The 17417-nt window shown below is 33.6% G+C and carries 19 protein-coding genes; 16 read left to right on the top strand and 3 right to left on the bottom strand.

Annotated features, from left to right (window positions below; genetic code table 11):
• The first annotated feature begins 13 nt into the window (after positions 1-13).
• From IGL86_RS10370 to IGL86_RS10300, 15 genes are all read left to right on the top strand, one after another.
• Entirely contained in the window at positions 14-1180 is a 1167-nt protein-coding gene (locus IGL86_RS10370) for a phage major capsid protein (RefSeq protein ID WP_050443831.1), read from the top strand.
• Positions 1181-1190: 10 nt separating this feature from the next.
• Positions 1191-1460 carry a head-tail connector protein gene (locus IGL86_RS10365; protein ID WP_033625452.1) on the top strand — a complete coding sequence of 90 codons (270 nt, stop codon included), beginning with the start codon at positions 1191-1193 and terminating at the stop codon, positions 1458-1460.
• Positions 1453-1788, top strand: coding sequence for a phage head closure protein (locus IGL86_RS10360; protein WP_033625451.1), 336 nt, complete (start codon positions 1453-1455; stop codon positions 1786-1788). Before IGL86_RS10365 ends, IGL86_RS10360 begins: the two co-directional genes overlap by 8 nt.
• Positions 1788-2153, top strand: coding sequence for an HK97-gp10 family putative phage morphogenesis protein (locus IGL86_RS10355; RefSeq protein WP_050443830.1), 366 nt, complete (start codon positions 1788-1790; stop codon positions 2151-2153). Before IGL86_RS10360 ends, IGL86_RS10355 begins: the two co-directional genes overlap by 1 nt.
• Positions 2150-2527, top strand: coding sequence for a hypothetical protein (locus IGL86_RS10350; protein WP_033625450.1), 378 nt, complete (start codon positions 2150-2152; stop codon positions 2525-2527). The genes IGL86_RS10355 and IGL86_RS10350 overlap by 4 nt, the downstream gene beginning before the upstream one ends.
• A gap of 19 nt (positions 2528-2546) precedes the next feature.
• Positions 2547-3140 carry a major tail protein gene (locus tag IGL86_RS10345; protein ID WP_033625449.1) on the top strand — a complete coding sequence of 198 codons (594 nt, stop codon included), beginning with the start codon at positions 2547-2549 and terminating at the stop codon, positions 3138-3140.
• On the top strand, positions 3115-3495 hold the full coding sequence (locus IGL86_RS10340; protein WP_033625448.1) for a fibronectin type III domain-containing protein: 381 nt from the start codon (positions 3115-3117) through the stop codon (positions 3493-3495). Before IGL86_RS10345 ends, IGL86_RS10340 begins: the two co-directional genes overlap by 26 nt.
• Complete coding sequence (gpG, locus tag IGL86_RS10335; RefSeq protein ID WP_033625447.1) at positions 3488-3796, top strand: phage tail assembly chaperone G; 309 nt, start codon at positions 3488-3490, stop codon at positions 3794-3796. The genes IGL86_RS10340 and gpG overlap by 8 nt, the downstream gene beginning before the upstream one ends.
• Before the next feature lie 227 nt (positions 3797-4023).
• Complete coding sequence (locus IGL86_RS10330; protein ID WP_430605603.1) at positions 4024-8121, top strand: phage tail tape measure protein; 4098 nt, start codon at positions 4024-4026, stop codon at positions 8119-8121.
• Entirely contained in the window at positions 8118-8990 is an 873-nt protein-coding gene (locus tag IGL86_RS10325) for a phage tail family protein (protein ID WP_033625446.1), read from the top strand. The genes IGL86_RS10330 and IGL86_RS10325 overlap by 4 nt, the downstream gene beginning before the upstream one ends.
• A gap of 4 nt (positions 8991-8994) precedes the next feature.
• Complete coding sequence (locus IGL86_RS10320; RefSeq protein ID WP_050443828.1) at positions 8995-10086, top strand: siphovirus ReqiPepy6 Gp37-like family protein; 1092 nt, start codon at positions 8995-8997, stop codon at positions 10084-10086.
• Between the two features lie 3 nt (positions 10087-10089).
• The gene (locus IGL86_RS10315) at positions 10090-11073 is read left to right on the top strand and encodes a hypothetical protein (RefSeq protein WP_033625445.1); all 984 of its coding nucleotides are present in this window, start codon (positions 10090-10092) and stop codon (positions 11071-11073) included.
• Positions 11074-11109: 36 nt separating this feature from the next.
• Positions 11110-11625, top strand: a complete 516-nt coding sequence (locus IGL86_RS10310) for a hypothetical protein (protein ID WP_430605602.1) — start codon at positions 11110-11112, stop codon at positions 11623-11625.
• Between the two features lie 64 nt (positions 11626-11689).
• The gene (locus tag IGL86_RS10305) at positions 11690-12085 is read left to right on the top strand and encodes a phage holin family protein (RefSeq protein WP_033625444.1); all 396 of its coding nucleotides are present in this window, start codon (positions 11690-11692) and stop codon (positions 12083-12085) included.
• A gap of 55 nt (positions 12086-12140) precedes the next feature.
• Entirely contained in the window at positions 12141-13223 is a 1083-nt protein-coding gene (locus tag IGL86_RS10300; RefSeq protein ID WP_033625443.1) for an SH3 domain-containing protein, read from the top strand.
• Between the two features lie 49 nt (positions 13224-13272).
• Here the strand turns inward: IGL86_RS10300 and IGL86_RS10295 are convergent, their stop codons facing one another.
• Entirely contained in the window at positions 13273-13458 is a 186-nt protein-coding gene (locus IGL86_RS10295; RefSeq protein ID WP_033625442.1) for a hypothetical protein, read from the bottom strand.
• A 130-nt stretch (positions 13459-13588) separates the two neighbouring features.
• Here IGL86_RS10295 and IGL86_RS10290 point away from each other — a divergent pair, with 130 nt between their 5' ends.
• Entirely contained in the window at positions 13589-14281 is a 693-nt protein-coding gene (locus IGL86_RS10290; protein WP_033625441.1) for a DUF3800 domain-containing protein, read from the top strand.
• Positions 14282-14744: 463 nt separating this feature from the next.
• On the opposite strand, the gene IGL86_RS10285 is transcribed toward IGL86_RS10290, so the two are convergent.
• Positions 14745-16247: a glucosyltransferase domain-containing protein gene (locus tag IGL86_RS10285; protein ID WP_033625440.1), complete on the bottom strand. Its 1503-nt coding sequence runs from the start codon at positions 16245-16247 to the stop codon at positions 14745-14747.
• 194 nt (positions 16248-16441) lie between these two features.
• On the bottom strand, positions 16442-17272 hold the full coding sequence (locus IGL86_RS10280; RefSeq protein WP_033625439.1) for an AraC family transcriptional regulator: 831 nt from the start codon (positions 17270-17272) through the stop codon (positions 16442-16444).
• Positions 17273-17417 lie beyond the last annotated feature (145 nt).

Below are 17417 nucleotides of genomic sequence, written 5' to 3'. Positions count from 1 at the left end.
TAGGAGGAATATTATGAACATTGAAGAATTAAAGAAACAAGCGCAAGAAGCGATTGATAGCGGAGATTTAGAAAAAGCCCGTGAATTGATGGATAAAATCAAAGAGTTTACGGCAGAAGCAAACAAGGCAGAAGAAGAGACACGTGCCACAGAAGATAAAGAAAAAATGCAAGCAGAATTAGATGCCATTAAACCAGTGGAAAAGCGGAGCCGAAGTCGTAAAGTAGAGAAACGAACTTTACGAGAAGTTGAAAATTTAGAAGATAATCAATTAGAAGCTTTTGAAAATTTCATTCGTACGGAAGGCGTTGAAACACGTGGTTTAAACACAACCAATACTTCTGTAGTCGTTCCCGAAGATATTTCTACCGAAGTATTAGAATTAAAAGATAATTTAGATGACTTATCACAATACATTACTGTACAAGAAGTTGGTACTGGCTCTGGTAAGTTTCCAGTTGCAAAACGTGCCACTTCTGTATTAGCAACTAAAGAAGAATTAGCTGAAATTGTAGATGTTGATGAACCATTATTTATTGAAGTCGATTACAAAACAGAAACACGGATTGGTAAAATCATGTTTTCTAATGAACTAATCGAAGATTCAGCGATAGATGTTAATGCTTACTCCAAAAAACAAATGAAACGTATGGTGAAAAATACTAATAATAAAAACATTTTAGCTATCTTATCTTCATTTACAGCAACTACTGCAACAGATGCCGATGGCTTGAAAAATGTTATCAATGTGCAGTTAGATCCAGAATTAGATATTAAATTGTTAGTTAATCAAGATGCCTATAATTATTTAGATACATTGAAAGATGCGGAAGGTCGCTATTTATTACAACCAAGCTTAAGTGCGCCAAGTGGAAAACAATTTTCAGGGCATGATGTGATTGTAGCAAGTAATAAATTAGCCCCTACGCCAAAAGATACTGTAGGATTCATTTTTATTGGGGATTTAGAAGAAGCTTGTATTTTATTCAAACGCAAAGAAATTACTGCTGAGTGGGAAAAATTCGATTCATACAGCAAAGGTTTGGCGGTTGGTATCCGTTCAGATTACAAACAAGTAGACCCAGAAGCTGGATTTGTTGTTAATTTACCAGTAGCTACTGATGGCGATGGTGGAGGAGAAACACCACCAACAACCAAAGCAGCTAAAGCAACTAAGTAGGCGATGCAGTATGGAATTAGCAGAGTTAAAAACGTTTCTTAGAATTGATTATGATACCGAAGATGCTATTTTGTTGCATTTAAAAAATGTTGCGGAAAGTTATGTTTTAAGTGCAATTGAAGTGGAAGAAACGAAGGACGTACGTTTTAACCATGCTGTAGCTCTGTTAGTCGGTCATTGGCTGGCTAACAGAGAAACGACTACGGATTTAAATTTGAATGCTATCCCGTTTGGCGTAGAAAGCTTAATTCAACAATTGAGGGGGTTACCTCATGGCTAGATTTGTCAATACAGGTGATTTAAACGAGCGAATAAGCTTTATAAAAAAAGAAAATGGTAAAAATAATTTTGGTGAAAATATCGTAGTAGAAGAAACGGTTCATGAATGCTATTCATGTGTTCAAGAACAGTTTCTAAGCGATGTTAAAAGCACAATCGGAACTGTATTAGAAGATACAACAACTTTTATTATTCGCTACCAGCAAAGGGAAAAAATTACGCGTACTATGCGTATTAAATGGCGTGAACAAGAATATGAAATTAAAAAGATTAATCCAGACCCGCGCAAGCGCCAATTTACTACGATAATTGCAAAGGCGGTAGAATAATGAGCTTTACTATTAAAAGTGATTTAGCGCAAGGGCTACAAGCATTGGGTGCCAAAAGAGAAAAAATCGAAAATATAGCCGTGGGGAAGGCTACGGAATTAGTAGCAGAAGAATTAGAAGAAAGAACACCCAAGAGCAAAAATAGCCATGAACATGCTAAAAATAATGTAGTGTATACACAGCCTAAAAATGGTGAAAGCTCTGTAGGTTATGATAAAAAAGTTGCTTGGCGTATGCACTTTTTAGAATTTGGAACAATTAAGCAAGCTCCTAAAGTAATAGTACAAAGAACCATGAGAGAAATGGAAGAAGCTGTTATTGATTTGATGGCAGAGGTAATAAGAGAGGAGTTGGGCTTAAGTTGAATATACCTATTAAACAAGTATTGGATATTCTCAGTAATCAAGTGGAATTGGAACCAATTAACTTTCACTTAAATTTTATTCCAGAAGATAACCAACTTTTAGAAAAATTACCAATGGGTCGATTAGTAGAAATAGATACAACTTATACAGACTATGCTTCTAATGACCCGCTTTCTTTAGAATTTTGCGTTCAAGTAGATTTGTGGTTTTCTTCATTGCAAGAAGCCAATGAATATTACTTTTTAATAGATGAATTAATGAGAGAAAACGAATGGCAGTGCGTTTACTCAGAATTAACAACAGATACAGATTTAGAAAACTGCAATAGAATTATCAAACGTTATTACACAACACAGAGAATTGAAATTAATTAGTTAAAGGAGAGAATAAATTATGGCAACAGTAGGTTTTGAACGTGCAATTGTCGGTGTGCATGAAAAAAATACCGATTCAGAAAAGGTAACGCAAGAATTTGATATTAATTCCAAAAAAGGTGGTACCATTGATGCGAAAATTACAGGATTAGCAGCCGCTAGTAATACAACGTTTGCTTCTGATGGCGCCTTTCATGTATCGGCGGTTGGTTCTGGTTCTCCTAAATGTGCATTCCAAATTGCAGATTTATATCCAGAACTTTATGATGCAATCACAGGAGCAGAAAAAACACCACAAGGATATACAGCATTAGGAAAAAATACACGACCGCCTTACGTATCTATTATTTTCATTTCACATGATAAAGATGGGAATGAACTTTATATTGCTTTATTAAAAGGTAAGTTTGGGGCTCCTGATGAAGAATTAAAAACAGCAGAAGATAAAGGTTCAGAATTACAAACAGATAGTATTGAAGGAAATTTTGTGAACCGTGGCTTAGATGGTTATGCGTATGTTAAGGCAAAAGCAGAACCAAATGATAACGGGCAAGCACTAGAAGAGTTTAAAGCTTTTGTGTTTAATAATGCAGAAGGACAAACTACACCCTAATGCGCCCCAAAATCCACAAAGTATATTGAATGAAGATAGTTCTGTAACTATCTCATTTGATGCTGTGGAAGGGGCTAAATCCTATGTAATTCATTATGCAAATGCTAATGATTCAGACCCGCATAAAGCGATTTTTATGGGATATACGGAAACTAATACATGGACTTTAACATCTGAAAATGTCCCTTCGTTAAATGTTGGAGATAAACTTTATTTCTATGTTCAGACTTTTAATGATTTAGGTGAAGGTGTAAACGATATAGAAAAAGCTTCTTACTTAAATAATAATAAACTTGGTTCAGCGTGGAGTGAACCAACAATAATTACAGTACCGAAGGAGAATTTAAATGATTAAAATTGAATTGAAACAACAAAATGGAAAAACAGAAACATTTATTCAAGAATTTGTTAGCGGTCGTAAACTACGTAATATGCTAGTTTTTTTCAAGAAGTTAGAAAAAGACGATGAACTTGTAGATGAATTAGAAATGCTAGACGGCTTAGTAAATATTGTTGCTAATTTATTTGATGATGACTTAGTTAATTATGATTCAATTTGGGATGGAGTTGAAGCTTCAAAGTTAGCGGAAACACTACGTGAAGTATTAGATTCAGCAATGGGCAAAGAAGAAAAAAAGCAAACAGTGGAGCAGTAACCATTGAAAAAGCTTTAGAAAGTTTAGATGATTTATATCGCCAGCTGTTAGAAAATGGCTGGACGTTAAACGATATAGAAGAATGCGACATAAATTTATTACTAAAACTTTATGAAGATAAAACGGATAAAGAAGTAATGAGTGCAGAAGACTTCTTTAACATGATCTAAAAGATAGCTGTTTAGCTATCTTTTTTTTGCTATTAAGGACTAAAGGAGGTGCGGTATATGGCAAAAAAAGGTAAACCGATTGGAAGTATTGGCGGTGTTTTAACACTTGATGGTACGCAATTTGGTAATACGTTAGATGAAATTACCAGAGGGATTAAGCTAGCAGAATCAGCAATGAAAACCAATATGAAAATATTAGGTGATGCAGGTAAAAGTTATGATGGACTTTCTCAACATGCCAAAGATTTAGAAGTGGTTATGGAAGGACAACGTAAGAAAGTTGAAGAACTTACCAAACGACATAAAGAATCTTCTGAAAAATATGGTGAAAATTCTAAACAAGCGCAGAACTTAGCTGTTCAAGTAAATAAAGCGACAGAAAAATATACGTTGTATGAGCGCCAATTAAACAATACCAAGAAAGAAATGGCGTATGCTTCCACAGAAGTTAATAAGTTGTCTCAAGAAATGAAAGACAATGAAAAAGAAACAAATAGCCAAGTAACGGCTTTAAAACGTGCTGGCGATGAAGCGGGAGCAATGGAAGTTAATCAAAAAGGCTTAGCTCGTCAAGTATCTTTATCTAAGCAGGCGGTAGAGGAACAAAGAAAAGTAGTTGAACGCTTAAGTAAAGAATTTGGTGAAAATTCAACTGAAACATTAGATGCAAAAAATGCCCTTGCTAAATTAGAACGCCAAGCGGATAGTTCGCAAAGAGAATTTAAAGCATTAGGTAATTCTGTCGAAGATGCTGGTAGCAGTTCTAAAAAATTAGACATGAGCGAAAGTATGACGCCAACAGAAAAAGGTTTAGGTGCTTTAACAGAAGGCTTAGGTGGCTTCAAGGGAATGCTTAAAGGTGGTTTTTACTTGGCGGGCATTCAAGCAGTGAAAAATGAAATTGTTGATATTGTTAAAGGTATCAGCGATGCAAGCCAAAGTTTTAGAGATTTTAAAGCACAATTAGGTTTAGCGGATAAAGCTACAGGTGATTTAGTAAATACAGCCTCAACTATTTATTCAGAAGGATTTGGTGAATCGTTAGATGAGGTACAAGAATCTTTAGTTACTGTAAAACAGCTATTGCCTAACCTTGATAATGGTAGTTTAAAACAAATGGCGACTGATGCCTTAGCATTTTCTAAAGCTACTGGCTCGGATTTAAATGAAAGCCTTCGTGGTGCCGTTAATATGGTTAAAAATTTCAAAATTTCGGGAACTGAAGCTTTTGATTATTTAAACAAAGGGGCACAAACAGGGCTAAATGTATCTGATGAATTAGCCGACAATATGACCGAGTACAGTCAAGTTCTGTACCAAATGGGTTTTACTGCTAAAGATACAATGGGTGTATTAAATAATGGTTTGCAAAACGGGGCATTTAACCTAGACAAAGTAAACGACTTTGTAAAAGAATTCGGTATAAGTTTAAATGATGGACGTATAGAAGAAAATCTTGGTTCTTTTTCACAAGGTACTCAAGAACTTTTTGTTCAATACAGAAATGGCGAAGCTACAGCTAAAGATGTCATGATGTCTTTAATAAGCGATCTTGAAAATATGAAAAATAAGCAAGATGAAGCAACTCTTGCTTCTAATATTTGGAGTGCGTTAGGTGAAGATAATGCTTTGCAAGTTGTTGAAAGTTTGAATGATGTAAATCATCAATACGATAATGTAAATAACTCAGCTAAAAATGTAGCGGATAATGTTAAAGATATTTCACCTTGGGAAATATTAAAAAGAAATACAACTACTGCATTTACTGATATTGGTGTAGCTATTGCACCATTGGGGAATAAGTTAGGCGAGAATATTTTACAAGGCGCCCAAAGTTTAAAAGCAAAGCTTAAACCAACCATGGACGGGATTAAAGGCATTATTTATGAATTTGCTGGCAATGACGACCAAAAGAAACAAGGGCATGATATTTTAGCAAAGCTGATGCCAGAAGCAAGCATTAAAAAGGTTGAGAGTGCTATAAATCAAGTAAAAAAAGCAATGGACATTGTAAAAAATGCTATTTCAGCTACTTTTATTAGTTTAACGCCTATTTTCGATAGCATTATAAAAACGTTAGTTCCAATGCTAATGCCCATTTTTAAAAAGATAGGTGACGCTATTTCTAGTATTTTTTCGGAAATTAAACGATTTTGGGATGAAAATGGGAAACAATTTATAGAGGCATTTAAAAACTTTTTAGTGTTTATCCAACCTGTTTTAAAAATAGTAGTTGATGTTATTAGCTCTTTTGTTGATTCGGTTGTAGGTTTTATACATGGTATTTTAGGCGTAATTCAAGGTGCTATTAAAGTATTTACAGGCTTATTTACTGGTGATTTTAAGAAAATGTGGGAAGGCATTAAACAGATATTTTTTGGTGCTATTGAAGCTATCTGGAATTGGATTAATATTTCTTTCATTGGTCGTATCACTAAAGGTATTGGAGGTTTTGGTACTAGTGTTAAAACCATTATAAAAAATATGTGGACAGCAGTTAAAGGATTCTTTACTGGGGGTATAGGCAGTGCAATAGGGAGTACAGCAAATTTTGTTAAAAGTATTGGTTCACGTATAGGAAGCATGGCGACAAGTGCTAAAAATATTGTAAAAGGTATGTGGACAGGCATTAAAAATTTCTTTGTTAGTGGTATCAATAGCGCAGTAGGCAGTACCGTTAATTTTATTAAAAACATTGGCTCTCATTTAGGTAGTATGGGAATGAACGCTAAAAATATTGTTAGTAGCATGTGGTCAGGTATCAAGAATTTCTTTAGTAATGGAATTTCAGGAATTGTTAATAAAGTAAAAGCTTTACCTAAAATGATGGGTGACGGTATTAGAAATGGTGGTGATGCTTTGAAAAATGCTCTTGTCGGAATGTGGGAAGGTGCTGTTAAAGGTATTTCGGCTCCTGTAAATATGGTTATTGGAGGAGCCAACTGGATTTTAGATAAATTTGGTAGTAAGAACAAAATCCAAGAATGGCACCCTTACGCAAAAGGAACGGACGGGCACAAAGGCGGTCATGCTATTGTAAATGATGGTGCAGGCGCTGAATTAATTCAGATGCCAGATGGGCGAATGTTTTTACCGCAAGGCAAAAATGTATTAATTCCTAATGCACCTAGAGGAATGAAAGTTTTACCCGCAGAGCAAACTGCCAAAATTATGGGGCGTAGTACGCCAACCTTTGCTTATAAAAATGGGATTGGTGATTTCTTTGGCGGAATGTGGGACGGAGTAAAACAAACTGCTAGCAATGTTAAAGATTTTGCGTTAGATATTTTTGACTATGCAAAAAATCCAGCAAAATTAGTTAGTACTGTAGTAGATAAATTCGTTAATTTCAATGGATTAAGTGGTGTATTTTTAGACATGGGAAAAGGTTTAGTAGACACAGCTAAAAATTCCATGTTTGGTTGGGTTAAAAATCTTTTTGCAGAAGATGAAAAGAAAAATTCAGCACCAGCAGGAACAGGAGTAGAACGCTGGAGAGGAACCGTTAAAAAAGCTTTAGGAATGGTTGGTTTACCTGTAAACGATGCTTATACCAACGCTTGGCTAAGTCAGATTCAAACGGAATCAGGCGGAAATGAAAAAGCGGTTCAAGGTGGTTATACCGATATTAATACTATCACTGGTGATTTAGCGAAAGGTTTAGTTCAGGTAATTGGGGCAACATTTGAAGCTTTTAAAATGCCTGGACACAATGACCGTATGAATGGGTTAGATAACTTGCTTGCTGGTATGCGTTATGCCATGAGCCGTTACGGGAAAGAAGGAATGCTTCAAGTGATTGGACATGGGCACGGTTATGAAAATGGTGGTATTATTTCAATGCCTCAATTTGCTTCTATTGCTGAAAATGGAGCAGAAGCTATTATACCATTGGCGCAAGCTAAACGAAGTAGAGCCGTCCAATTATTAAACAAAACAGCAAACTATTTAGGTGTAGGTACCACAGGAAGTAATGCAAGTGTTGAAGCTAAATTAGATAAATTAATTCAGTTAATGGCAATGCTAGTAACTAAATCTGAACCAATAACAGTTAATCAGTATTTAGAGCAAGCGCCACAAATGACTGAACGAGAGTTACAGCAAGAAGCCAAACGGCAATTAATAGACTTAGTAAGGGGGTTCAAGCCAGCATGATAATTACAATAAAAAATAGTGATGGGGTAGCTGTTACTGTTGGCAACAGCTACCCATTTATTTTAAGTTCAATTGAGGGAACAGAAACCGTAGAAAATAATATAGAAACAGATGAACAATACAACCTTGATGGTGCAGTTTTTGTAAGTCAGAAATTAGGTGTAAGAGATTTACGGGTGGAAGGTCGCATTATTGGCAATCATGAAAGAGATATAGAAGATTTACGTAGGGGATTAATTGAAGTTGGAAACCCTAAAAAAACATTTACCTTTACTGTAGAAACCAATACTAAAAAATATGAAATTGATGTTTTAGCTGTTATTTCGCCTTCATTTAAAGTTGTAGAATCACACCCAGACTTGCTAGATTTTAGTCTCCAATTTAAAGCGTTAGATCCATATTGGAGAGATGTAAGCTTTTATGATTCATTAATACCACTATCAAAAGTGGTCAATATGTTTCAATTTCCATTAGATATTACTAAAGATTATATATTTGCTACTGTAAAATCAGGCGATATTATTCAAGTTAATAATGATGGCGATGTAGCTACAGGTGGAATTTTTTCAATGAAGACTTTTACCATTTGCAAAAATCCTAGAATTTACAATGTACTTACTCAAGAATTTTTTGGTTTTGAAGGAACTTATGAAGCTGGTACAGAATTTCTTATTGATACCCGCAGAGGGAAGAAAAAAGTAGTAAAGCTTGTGAATGGTACAGAAGTAAATGCAATGAGTGAACGCCTTGAAAACTCTACTTTTCTTTTTTTAGAAAAAGGTGCCAACTATTTACAAGTAGAAGCTGATTCAGGAGTAGATGGCGTTATAGTTAATTTAACTTTTACTCCTTTAGTTATGGGGGTTTAACTGTATGGCTAATGAAATAGTAATTGAAGTGTTTAAAAAAATAGATAAAGCATATAAAAGTGTAGAAGTACTTGATACCTTTAAAAGTTTTAGCCTAGAAAGAAACTATTCAAAAGAAGATACTTTTACGCTTTTTCTTTCTGTAAATGAAAATAATCTCAAAACGTATACCGCAGATGATGATACTTTTTTACTAGTCAATAACCAATACTGGTTGTTTGTTGATAGTGTTAAAAGTGATGATGGAAAGAAATTATCCATTGAAGGCAAAAGCTTGTTAGGCTTAATTAAATATAGAATCAATCAAAAGATTTATGATACACAATCAGCAATGGTTAGTAAAATTATTTTTGATTTAATTAATAATAATGTAGTCGCTACAGATGCCAAAAGAAAAATAAGTGTGTTTAATTCAATAATCAATCAGGACACTAAAAGTAGTAAGATAGCTTACCAGAATAGTTACGGTAATATTTTAGAAGAAATTTCTAGCTTGCTAGATGAATATGAACTAGGAATAAAAGAAACAATTGCAAGTAAAAAAGAACCAAAAGCAAACCTAGTTATTTATTCAGGTGTTGATAAATCAAAAAACATTGAATTTTCAACTAGAATGGAAAACTTAATAAATGAGCAATACGAAATGAACAATTATTCAGAATCAAGTGTTGCTTATGTTTTTGGTGAAGGAGAAGGCACGGCTAGAAAGAATGTTGTTATCAATGATAATTTAACCGATTTTGCCAGAAAAGAAGTTTATGTTGATGCACGTGACTTACAACAAACAACAGACGATAAAACTTTGACAGATGCCCAGTATAAAGAAGCACTAACAACTAGAGGCAAGCAAAAGCTTAATGAAGATGAAAAAATTTTAGTACTGAAAGGCGATATAAATAGCCATTCAGTACTATTTGTTTTGGAAAAAGATTATCAGATAGGCGACATTGTAAAAGTAGTAAGTGCTATTTACCATTTATCATACACTACTAGACTTTTAGGAATTACTGAAACTTGGGACGAAAAAGGCTATCATATCACCCCGCAATTGGGGAAAGAGAGTAAAACAATTCTTGATTATTTAGGAGGGAGGTAAAAAATGACACAATGGGCTTTTCCTTTTTTATCAGTAAACAATGATAGAACTTATAGTGATTCTGATTTTTCACTATTTTATAAAAATCTATTTAGAAATGGTGTTGCAATTACTATAGTCAATGCTTTAAAAGTTAAAGAGGCGCCGAATAAAGGTATGCGAATTATTGTTTCTAGCGGTGTTGCGGTGGTTGAAGGTCGCCAATATTTCAATACAGAAGATTTAGCGATAGATGTACCAGTAGCTTCTACCACTCAGGATAGAAAAGATTGTGTTGTAGTTCGTTTAGATTTAAATAATCGTGTAATGAGTGCTGTATATAAACAAGGTACAACCGAATTAGAACGAACAGAACAAGTATATGAATTAAAACTTGCTGAAATCTTAGTAGTAAGGAATGCTTCTGGTGTTACTAATGCCAATATTAAAGATTTTAGAGCTGACAGCGAAGCATGTGGCTATACTAGCCCATACGATAAAGTAAATGTATCGGGATTAGAACAACAGTATCAAGAGAAATTAGAAGAAGCCTTTAATGCTTTTACAGAAAACGCACAAGAAAAAGAAAGAAAAATGGATTCAATGCTTACTGAAATGTCAGTAATCTTTAGTAACTGGTTAGATAGTTTAAAGAGTGAATTAGATGAAAACCAAGCAGGAAATTTACAAAATCAAATTAACGCTTTAACCGCTAATATAGAGTTAGGAACGATCCACCATGGATTAAAAGGGTTTCCTAGTGTAAGAGCTTTAACTTGGGATTATGGAGCAGGAGTTGTTCCAGTAGGACAAGAGGCAACAGGTGCAGGCGGAGGACATCCAACTACAATTCCCACAAACATAGAGTATTTAAATAGGGAATCATTAAAAGTGCAAGTGCCTGTTGATTATGGATTAGTAAATCCAAAACACCAAAAAATTGATGATTATCATCATAGATTTATTTCAGGTATAAAAACAATAGAAATAATTTTAGGAGGGGTTTAATTGAGTGAAATTATAAAAATTAATGAAGGCGACCCATTGTGGCATGAACCAATAAATAAAAACTTTGAAGTGGTACAAATGATAGCTGATAAGCAGGAAAAGTATGTATATAAACAGTCGGGATCACCAGATACTAATGTTGTTAGTGAGTTAGAAGTTTCATGTATCAGGATTGGGAATGTTGTTACGTGTCATATACGTGCAAATGTGACAAAAATTGATGTCGAGCCGAAAAATGGTGTCTTGTTGCAGATTCCAGAGGGATTTAGAGCCACGTATAATACTGGGGCAGAGGATTTAGGTAAAATTTGGAACATACCTTTCTCAGTAACATCGACAGCTAAAACAAGCACGCAAAAACCAGTCAAGATGCATCTCGAACCTGGAAACGGTACTTATCCAAATCGTGTGACCTTCATGTCAGGACAAACTGGGAATCAGTACGGCGTATGTACGTGGACGACAGATGACCCATATCCAAAAACTGGAAATATTGGACTTGGTACTGTGATTAAATTAACAGCTAAAAGTGATGGATCATTTACTTTGTAATGTTTAAATAAGAATAAAAAAACGTATATTAACAATCAAATGGTTTTATATTGGAGGTGAGTCGATGGAAAAATATTTTAATACCGTTACAATGATTTTTGGCTTAGTAGGTGGTACAACTGCTGGTCTACTAGGAGGTATGGATAAGATTCTATATGTTTTATCCTTTATGGTCGTTGCTGATTATGTTACTGGTTTAATGAAAGGGTGGAAAGTTAAACAACTTTCAAGTAGAACGGGTTTTGAAGGGATTCTAAAAAAAGTCATGATTTTCTTTGTGGTTGCAACAGCTGTAGTTATCCAACAACTAGTAAATGATGCAATTCCTCTTAGGGAAATTGTTATCATGTTTTACATTGCTAACGAAGGCATTTCATTGCTTGAAAATGCTGGTGAATTTATACCATTACCGCAGAAACTAAAAGACGTACTAATTCAATTAAGAGATACAGAGAAGTAAGAAGCTATCAAAATGATGGCTTCTTTTTTATATCAAAAAGAAGAGAGGTTTTTAAATGAAAAAACAAGTAAAACTATTTATTCTAGGGACAATGTTATCAAGTTTGCTTTTACCAGCTAGCGCAAATGCTTATGAAATAGAACACCGTGGCAATATTAACGCTGGTTGGGCACAAACTACAGGGCAATATATTATTGCTCATGATACAGCAAACTTAGATGCGGGGATTGATAACGAAGCCAATAACATGCTTAACAACTGGCAACGACAAGAAGCCTTTACACAGTATGTAGTAGGTGGCGGAGGTCGTGTTATCCAAGTAGCAGAAAATGGGCGTGTTTCTTGGGGAGCTGGTAATGCTAATTCATACGCCTATAGCCAAGTAGAACTAGCCAATACTTCTAATGCGGAACTGTTTAAGAAAGATTATCCAGTATACATTAATTTGTTGCGTGATTTAGCTAATAAAATTGGCGCTACTTATGATTTAGATGACGCAACTAATTATGGTATTAAAACACATCAATGGGTAACTGATAATATTTGGGGAAATCATACTGACCCATATGGTTATTTAGCAAGCTGGGGAATCAGTAAAGCCCAATTTCAAAAAGATTTAATGACTGGTTTGCCAGAAAATGGAAGTAGTACACCAGTTAATCCGAAACCAAAAGAATATAAAGTAAATCAAAATGTACTAGTTACTTCTATCTATAAAACGCCAGATGCGCCAATTAATGAACATATTGACGCTTCAAAACTATGGACGCAGGTAGGAACTATTACTAAAAAATTGAATGGACACAAGAACCTTTATAAAATCGAAAATAGTGGCAAATTGTTAGGTTATGCTAATGATGGAGATATTGCGGGGTTATGGGAAAATAAACCAGCTAAACAAACTAACGTATTTACTATTACGGTGCCAGAAGGAATTGTATTAAGAGGTGGACAACCTAGCTTGAGTGCGCCAATTTATGGAGTATGGAGTAAAGGTGACGCTTTCCGTTATGATTCTGTTTTTGTAGAAGATGGTTTTGTGTGGTTAGGCGGTTCGGACTCTCAAGGTACAAGAATTTTTATCCCAGTAGGAGAAAATGACGGAAACCCGTCAAATGTTTGGGGAATAGGTTATTAAAGTGAAAGAAGCCCAATTCTTGATGCAATTCAAGGATTGGGCTTCTTTTTTATTCTAATTCTTTTATTTTTTCGGCAATCATCTTTTCTAGTTCCTTTAAATCTTCAAGGCTTGCAATTTTAACAAACCCACGGGCGCCAGACCGTTTGCGAATATAGTTCATGTGTTCTTTACTTTTTTCTTGCCATTTTTTGGAAGCCCGTAACTGTGCTTCACTCGTCTTTTTTTCTTTCAAGTTTATCACGTTCTTTCTTTAATTTGTTCACTTCTTTTTTAGATATTTAACTGAAAATATTTATTTACCTATATTTTACTGTAAATTTATAGTAAAATATATTATACGATAAGCAAGGGGTAAATAGGATATGCAGAAAGTTTATTTTTATTTTGATGATTCAGGGGTTTTACATCGCAATAGTAATAATAGATATTTTGTTTATGCGGGTTTAGTTTTTATAGGAAATGAACCAAAAGAAAATGCAAAAAGAAAGTATAGAGCAGTTAATAGCCAAATAAAGAAAAGTCTTGGTAGACAGGACGAACTGAAAGCGTGCAATTTAAAACGAAAATATAAAAATAGTTTATACCAGATTTTGAAAAATGAAGAAAGTGCAGGATTAACAGTAGATATTGATAGGGTTTATAATAGTATTCTTTGTGAGAAGAAGGCAATACATAGATACAAAGACTATGTATTAAAAATGTTGGTGAAGCGTAAGTTAGAGCAACTTATTAAAGAGCAGAAACTTTCTAATGATGAAGATATTGAAATTTATATTTATGTTGATGAACAACCAACTTCTTCAAATGGTTTTTATGGACTACGAGAATCAATATACGAGGAACTGCGCAATGGTATTCATAATTATAATTATGGTACTGTTCATTCACCTATTTTTTTTAAAGAAGTTTCTGTAAATATAGAATATTGTAATTCAGCCAATAATTATTTAATACAAGCAAGTGACATTTTAGCTAATAGAATATGGACTTCTTTTAAGGTAGAAAACGAGAAGTTAAGAATGATACCCAACCATCTTTGTTTACATTTACCTTAATGTGGAAAATTTGTGGAATAAAATCTATTGCATATATATGCCATATGAGATATACTGTAAACACGGATAAGGAAATCCTTATACTGTTTACATGTGATGTTTGATAATAGCTATTAAGCGTAATGTAAGTACGCCAACTCACATGGGAGACTGCGAGAGCAGTCTTTTTTTTATGACACATTTCTTTCTATACGCTGGCGAGAAATGACTAAACTTTGACTATAAAAAATAGAAATATATAGAACGTCACAGAACTACATATAATAGAAGAAACTATATTTAACTTAAATCAGAATTACGTAGAACGCTATGAAAATAGCAATCTCTATTACAGTAAAATAATTCATTCAACTTTGAATGTTCGAGAACCCTTGTGTGGCAAGGGTTCTTTTTTTATAGCAAACGGTAGTTGTCTTTTGCTAAAACAACTACCGCTAGTAAAATATCTATAAAATTTAATTGTCTACTTTGACAAATTAACAACAATACAATCATCTACCACTCGGATAGAATCTTTGCTAGGCCAGACATTCATTTCTGCTTGTAAAGCTTTGTGTTTTTCAAAATCTTCTGGTGTAGGATCATTAAAATTTAATCCAAATGTTTTCATATAGAGTAAAGTATTTAAACTAGTATGCACCGAGTTAGGCATGAATTCAAATAATGAGACACCGTTTGTTTCACCTTTTATATTTGAAACATTCCGAGGAGAACGATTTCCATACATTAAAAGTTTATAGGATTCAGGATTCTCAATTTCCATTGAATAAATATTATTTGTAATCATTTCCGCAGTACGTAAATCTTCTTCCGCTGTTAGATACTCAGAATATTCTAGGTTGGTTGTTTCCCGAACTTGAATAAAAGTAAAGAGAATTACTATGCCAACTAATAAATGTTTAAGCACAAAGTTGTATCCCCAGTAAATCATAATAAAGATGAGTAATAATGCTAAAACAGCAGGAAAGTTAGGCACTTCACCTCTAATTGCCGGACGTTTTCCACCTAAAATTGTAAACATGAGTGGAGTGATTAGAATACCTAACAAGGTAATAAAGATGAAGAAAACATTTTTGCGTTTCAGATAGGACATATTAATTAATACAATGACCAGTAAAAGAACACATATCAAAAACAGCGGTGTAAAAAAAGTGTCTCCGACTGAAGGGAAGAATAGTTCTTTGGCGTAATCTTTAATATCGTTGATAGAATCTATCAGAGGGCGTTTACCCCAAAGAATCATATTATCTAGATAGGAGCTTTCAACGTTTAAAACTTTTTTCGCTAACATCGCCATTAGTTGAGATAGAACGAGAGATGAAATAGCTAGTAGAATAAAATGACCAATTTTGAAGGCATAGTCTTTAAAAGAAATTTTAAGATCATTTAACTGAGCAAAATACAATGTCATTAAAATCTTGAATAAAATTAAGGTACACGCAAATACAAAGAATGATTGGTACATAGTAAGTGTAAACGTCAGCAACAAAAAGCCGAATAATTTAAAAATTTTATTGGGAATATGGTAAATAGCAATGAGAGAAAGTATAACCAAACAGATACCTAATGAAAATTCAAAATTTTGTAGGACGAAGTAAAATTGTTCGCTAAATAATTGACTGGTTGGAAAAATACTTGGGATAATATATAAATACTTTTTGTTATAAATCTGCTTAGTTGAAAGATCAACATAATAGCACAACAAGATAGTGGCGATAGCAAAGAAAATAATAGCTAACAAATTTAAAAAATAAACATTTACATAGTTGTATGTTAAAAGCTTTAAAGCTACTAATCCTGGTCTACCAATCGAAACCCAATGTTTTAAGTAGCCTCTGTAGTTAGTCATTAAGTGCATAGTATCAATAGCGTAAGTATTGTTAAATAGTTTAATACCATAAGTAGCAAAGACAATTAAAAAGCTGTAGATGGCTAAACCTTTGTTTTCTTTAATAAAATGTTTCATTTTTCTCTCCAATATTGTTTATTTGCTAAAACTTGTAAATTATTTATTGATTTTGATTAGTCTATATATCACACTCCCACCTATAATAAAACCCTAATTAATTATAAAATAGATAAATTATAAGAACTACCTAAATTTGAAAATTATTAAATAAATTGTTTTTTTCTTTAACTACAGATAAGCAACAATTTATTTTAAGTCAAAAACTGTTGACGATATTGTCGAGGTGTCATCTCTTTTTTCTGGAAGAAAAATTTTGAAAAATAAGAAGGTGAAGAAAAACCTGCTTCAAAACTGATTTCCGTGATGGTTAAGGAACTTTTTCTTAACAGAGAACAGGCTTTTTGCAATTTTAAGTTTTGTACATAGATACTAGGATTTGTTTGTTCATAACGCTGAAACAGCTTAAATAAATAGCTACGATCAATGTTATACTCAGAAGCTAATTGACTAATTGAAAGATTGTTTGAAAAATTTTCGTGAATAGCCATTTTAATTTGGTTAAATAATTGTTGGCTTTGATTTTCGTGCTGTGTAACGGAATGATGCTCTAGATAATTCAACAATTGAAAGCTTTCACTTAAACTGCCAAAATGATTATGTTTCTTCGCTTCTTGGTAAATATTTTTAAATAAACTTTCTAATTTCTTATCAACAGTTCCTTTTAAAATACAATTTTCGGTAGTCAGGCCTATTTTTTCTAAATACTGAGACGAAAGATCTCCAACAAAACCGACCCAATGATAGGTCCAAGGATTTTGCCGATTAGGATAATAAATATTGCGACAATTGGCTGGAATCATAAACAAATCGCCAGCGGTAATGTGTTGTTTTTCCATAAAGGGTGTTGAAAAATAACCTTCACCATCGCTACAATAATGCAAAACCCAATAATTAATGGGGGCAAACTCAGTTGGTTTTGTCGGGCGGCATTTTTCATAGCCAGCTTCATAAAGATGAAATTCTTGGCTAATAGGTTGATCATTAATCAGGATGCTGACATTATTTGTAAAAACATTTCGCATGCTATCACCTCTTTATAAGAGTATGTAAAGGCTTTCTAAAAGTCAACATCTTTACAAGAAATAGGCAACATTTTTTATTTTTAAAAAACTGTAAGCGTTTTACAATGTGTGAGTACTAATTAATTTGATAAAGAGAGGATGTAGT

Origin of the sequence: Enterococcus sp. DIV0774 (genome assembly GCF_050539095.1) — a bacterium.
In the GTDB taxonomy this organism is placed as follows: Bacteria; Bacillota; Bacilli; order Lactobacillales; family Enterococcaceae; genus Enterococcus; species Enterococcus faecalis.
This window is presented reverse-complemented; position numbering and strand designations above follow the sequence as displayed.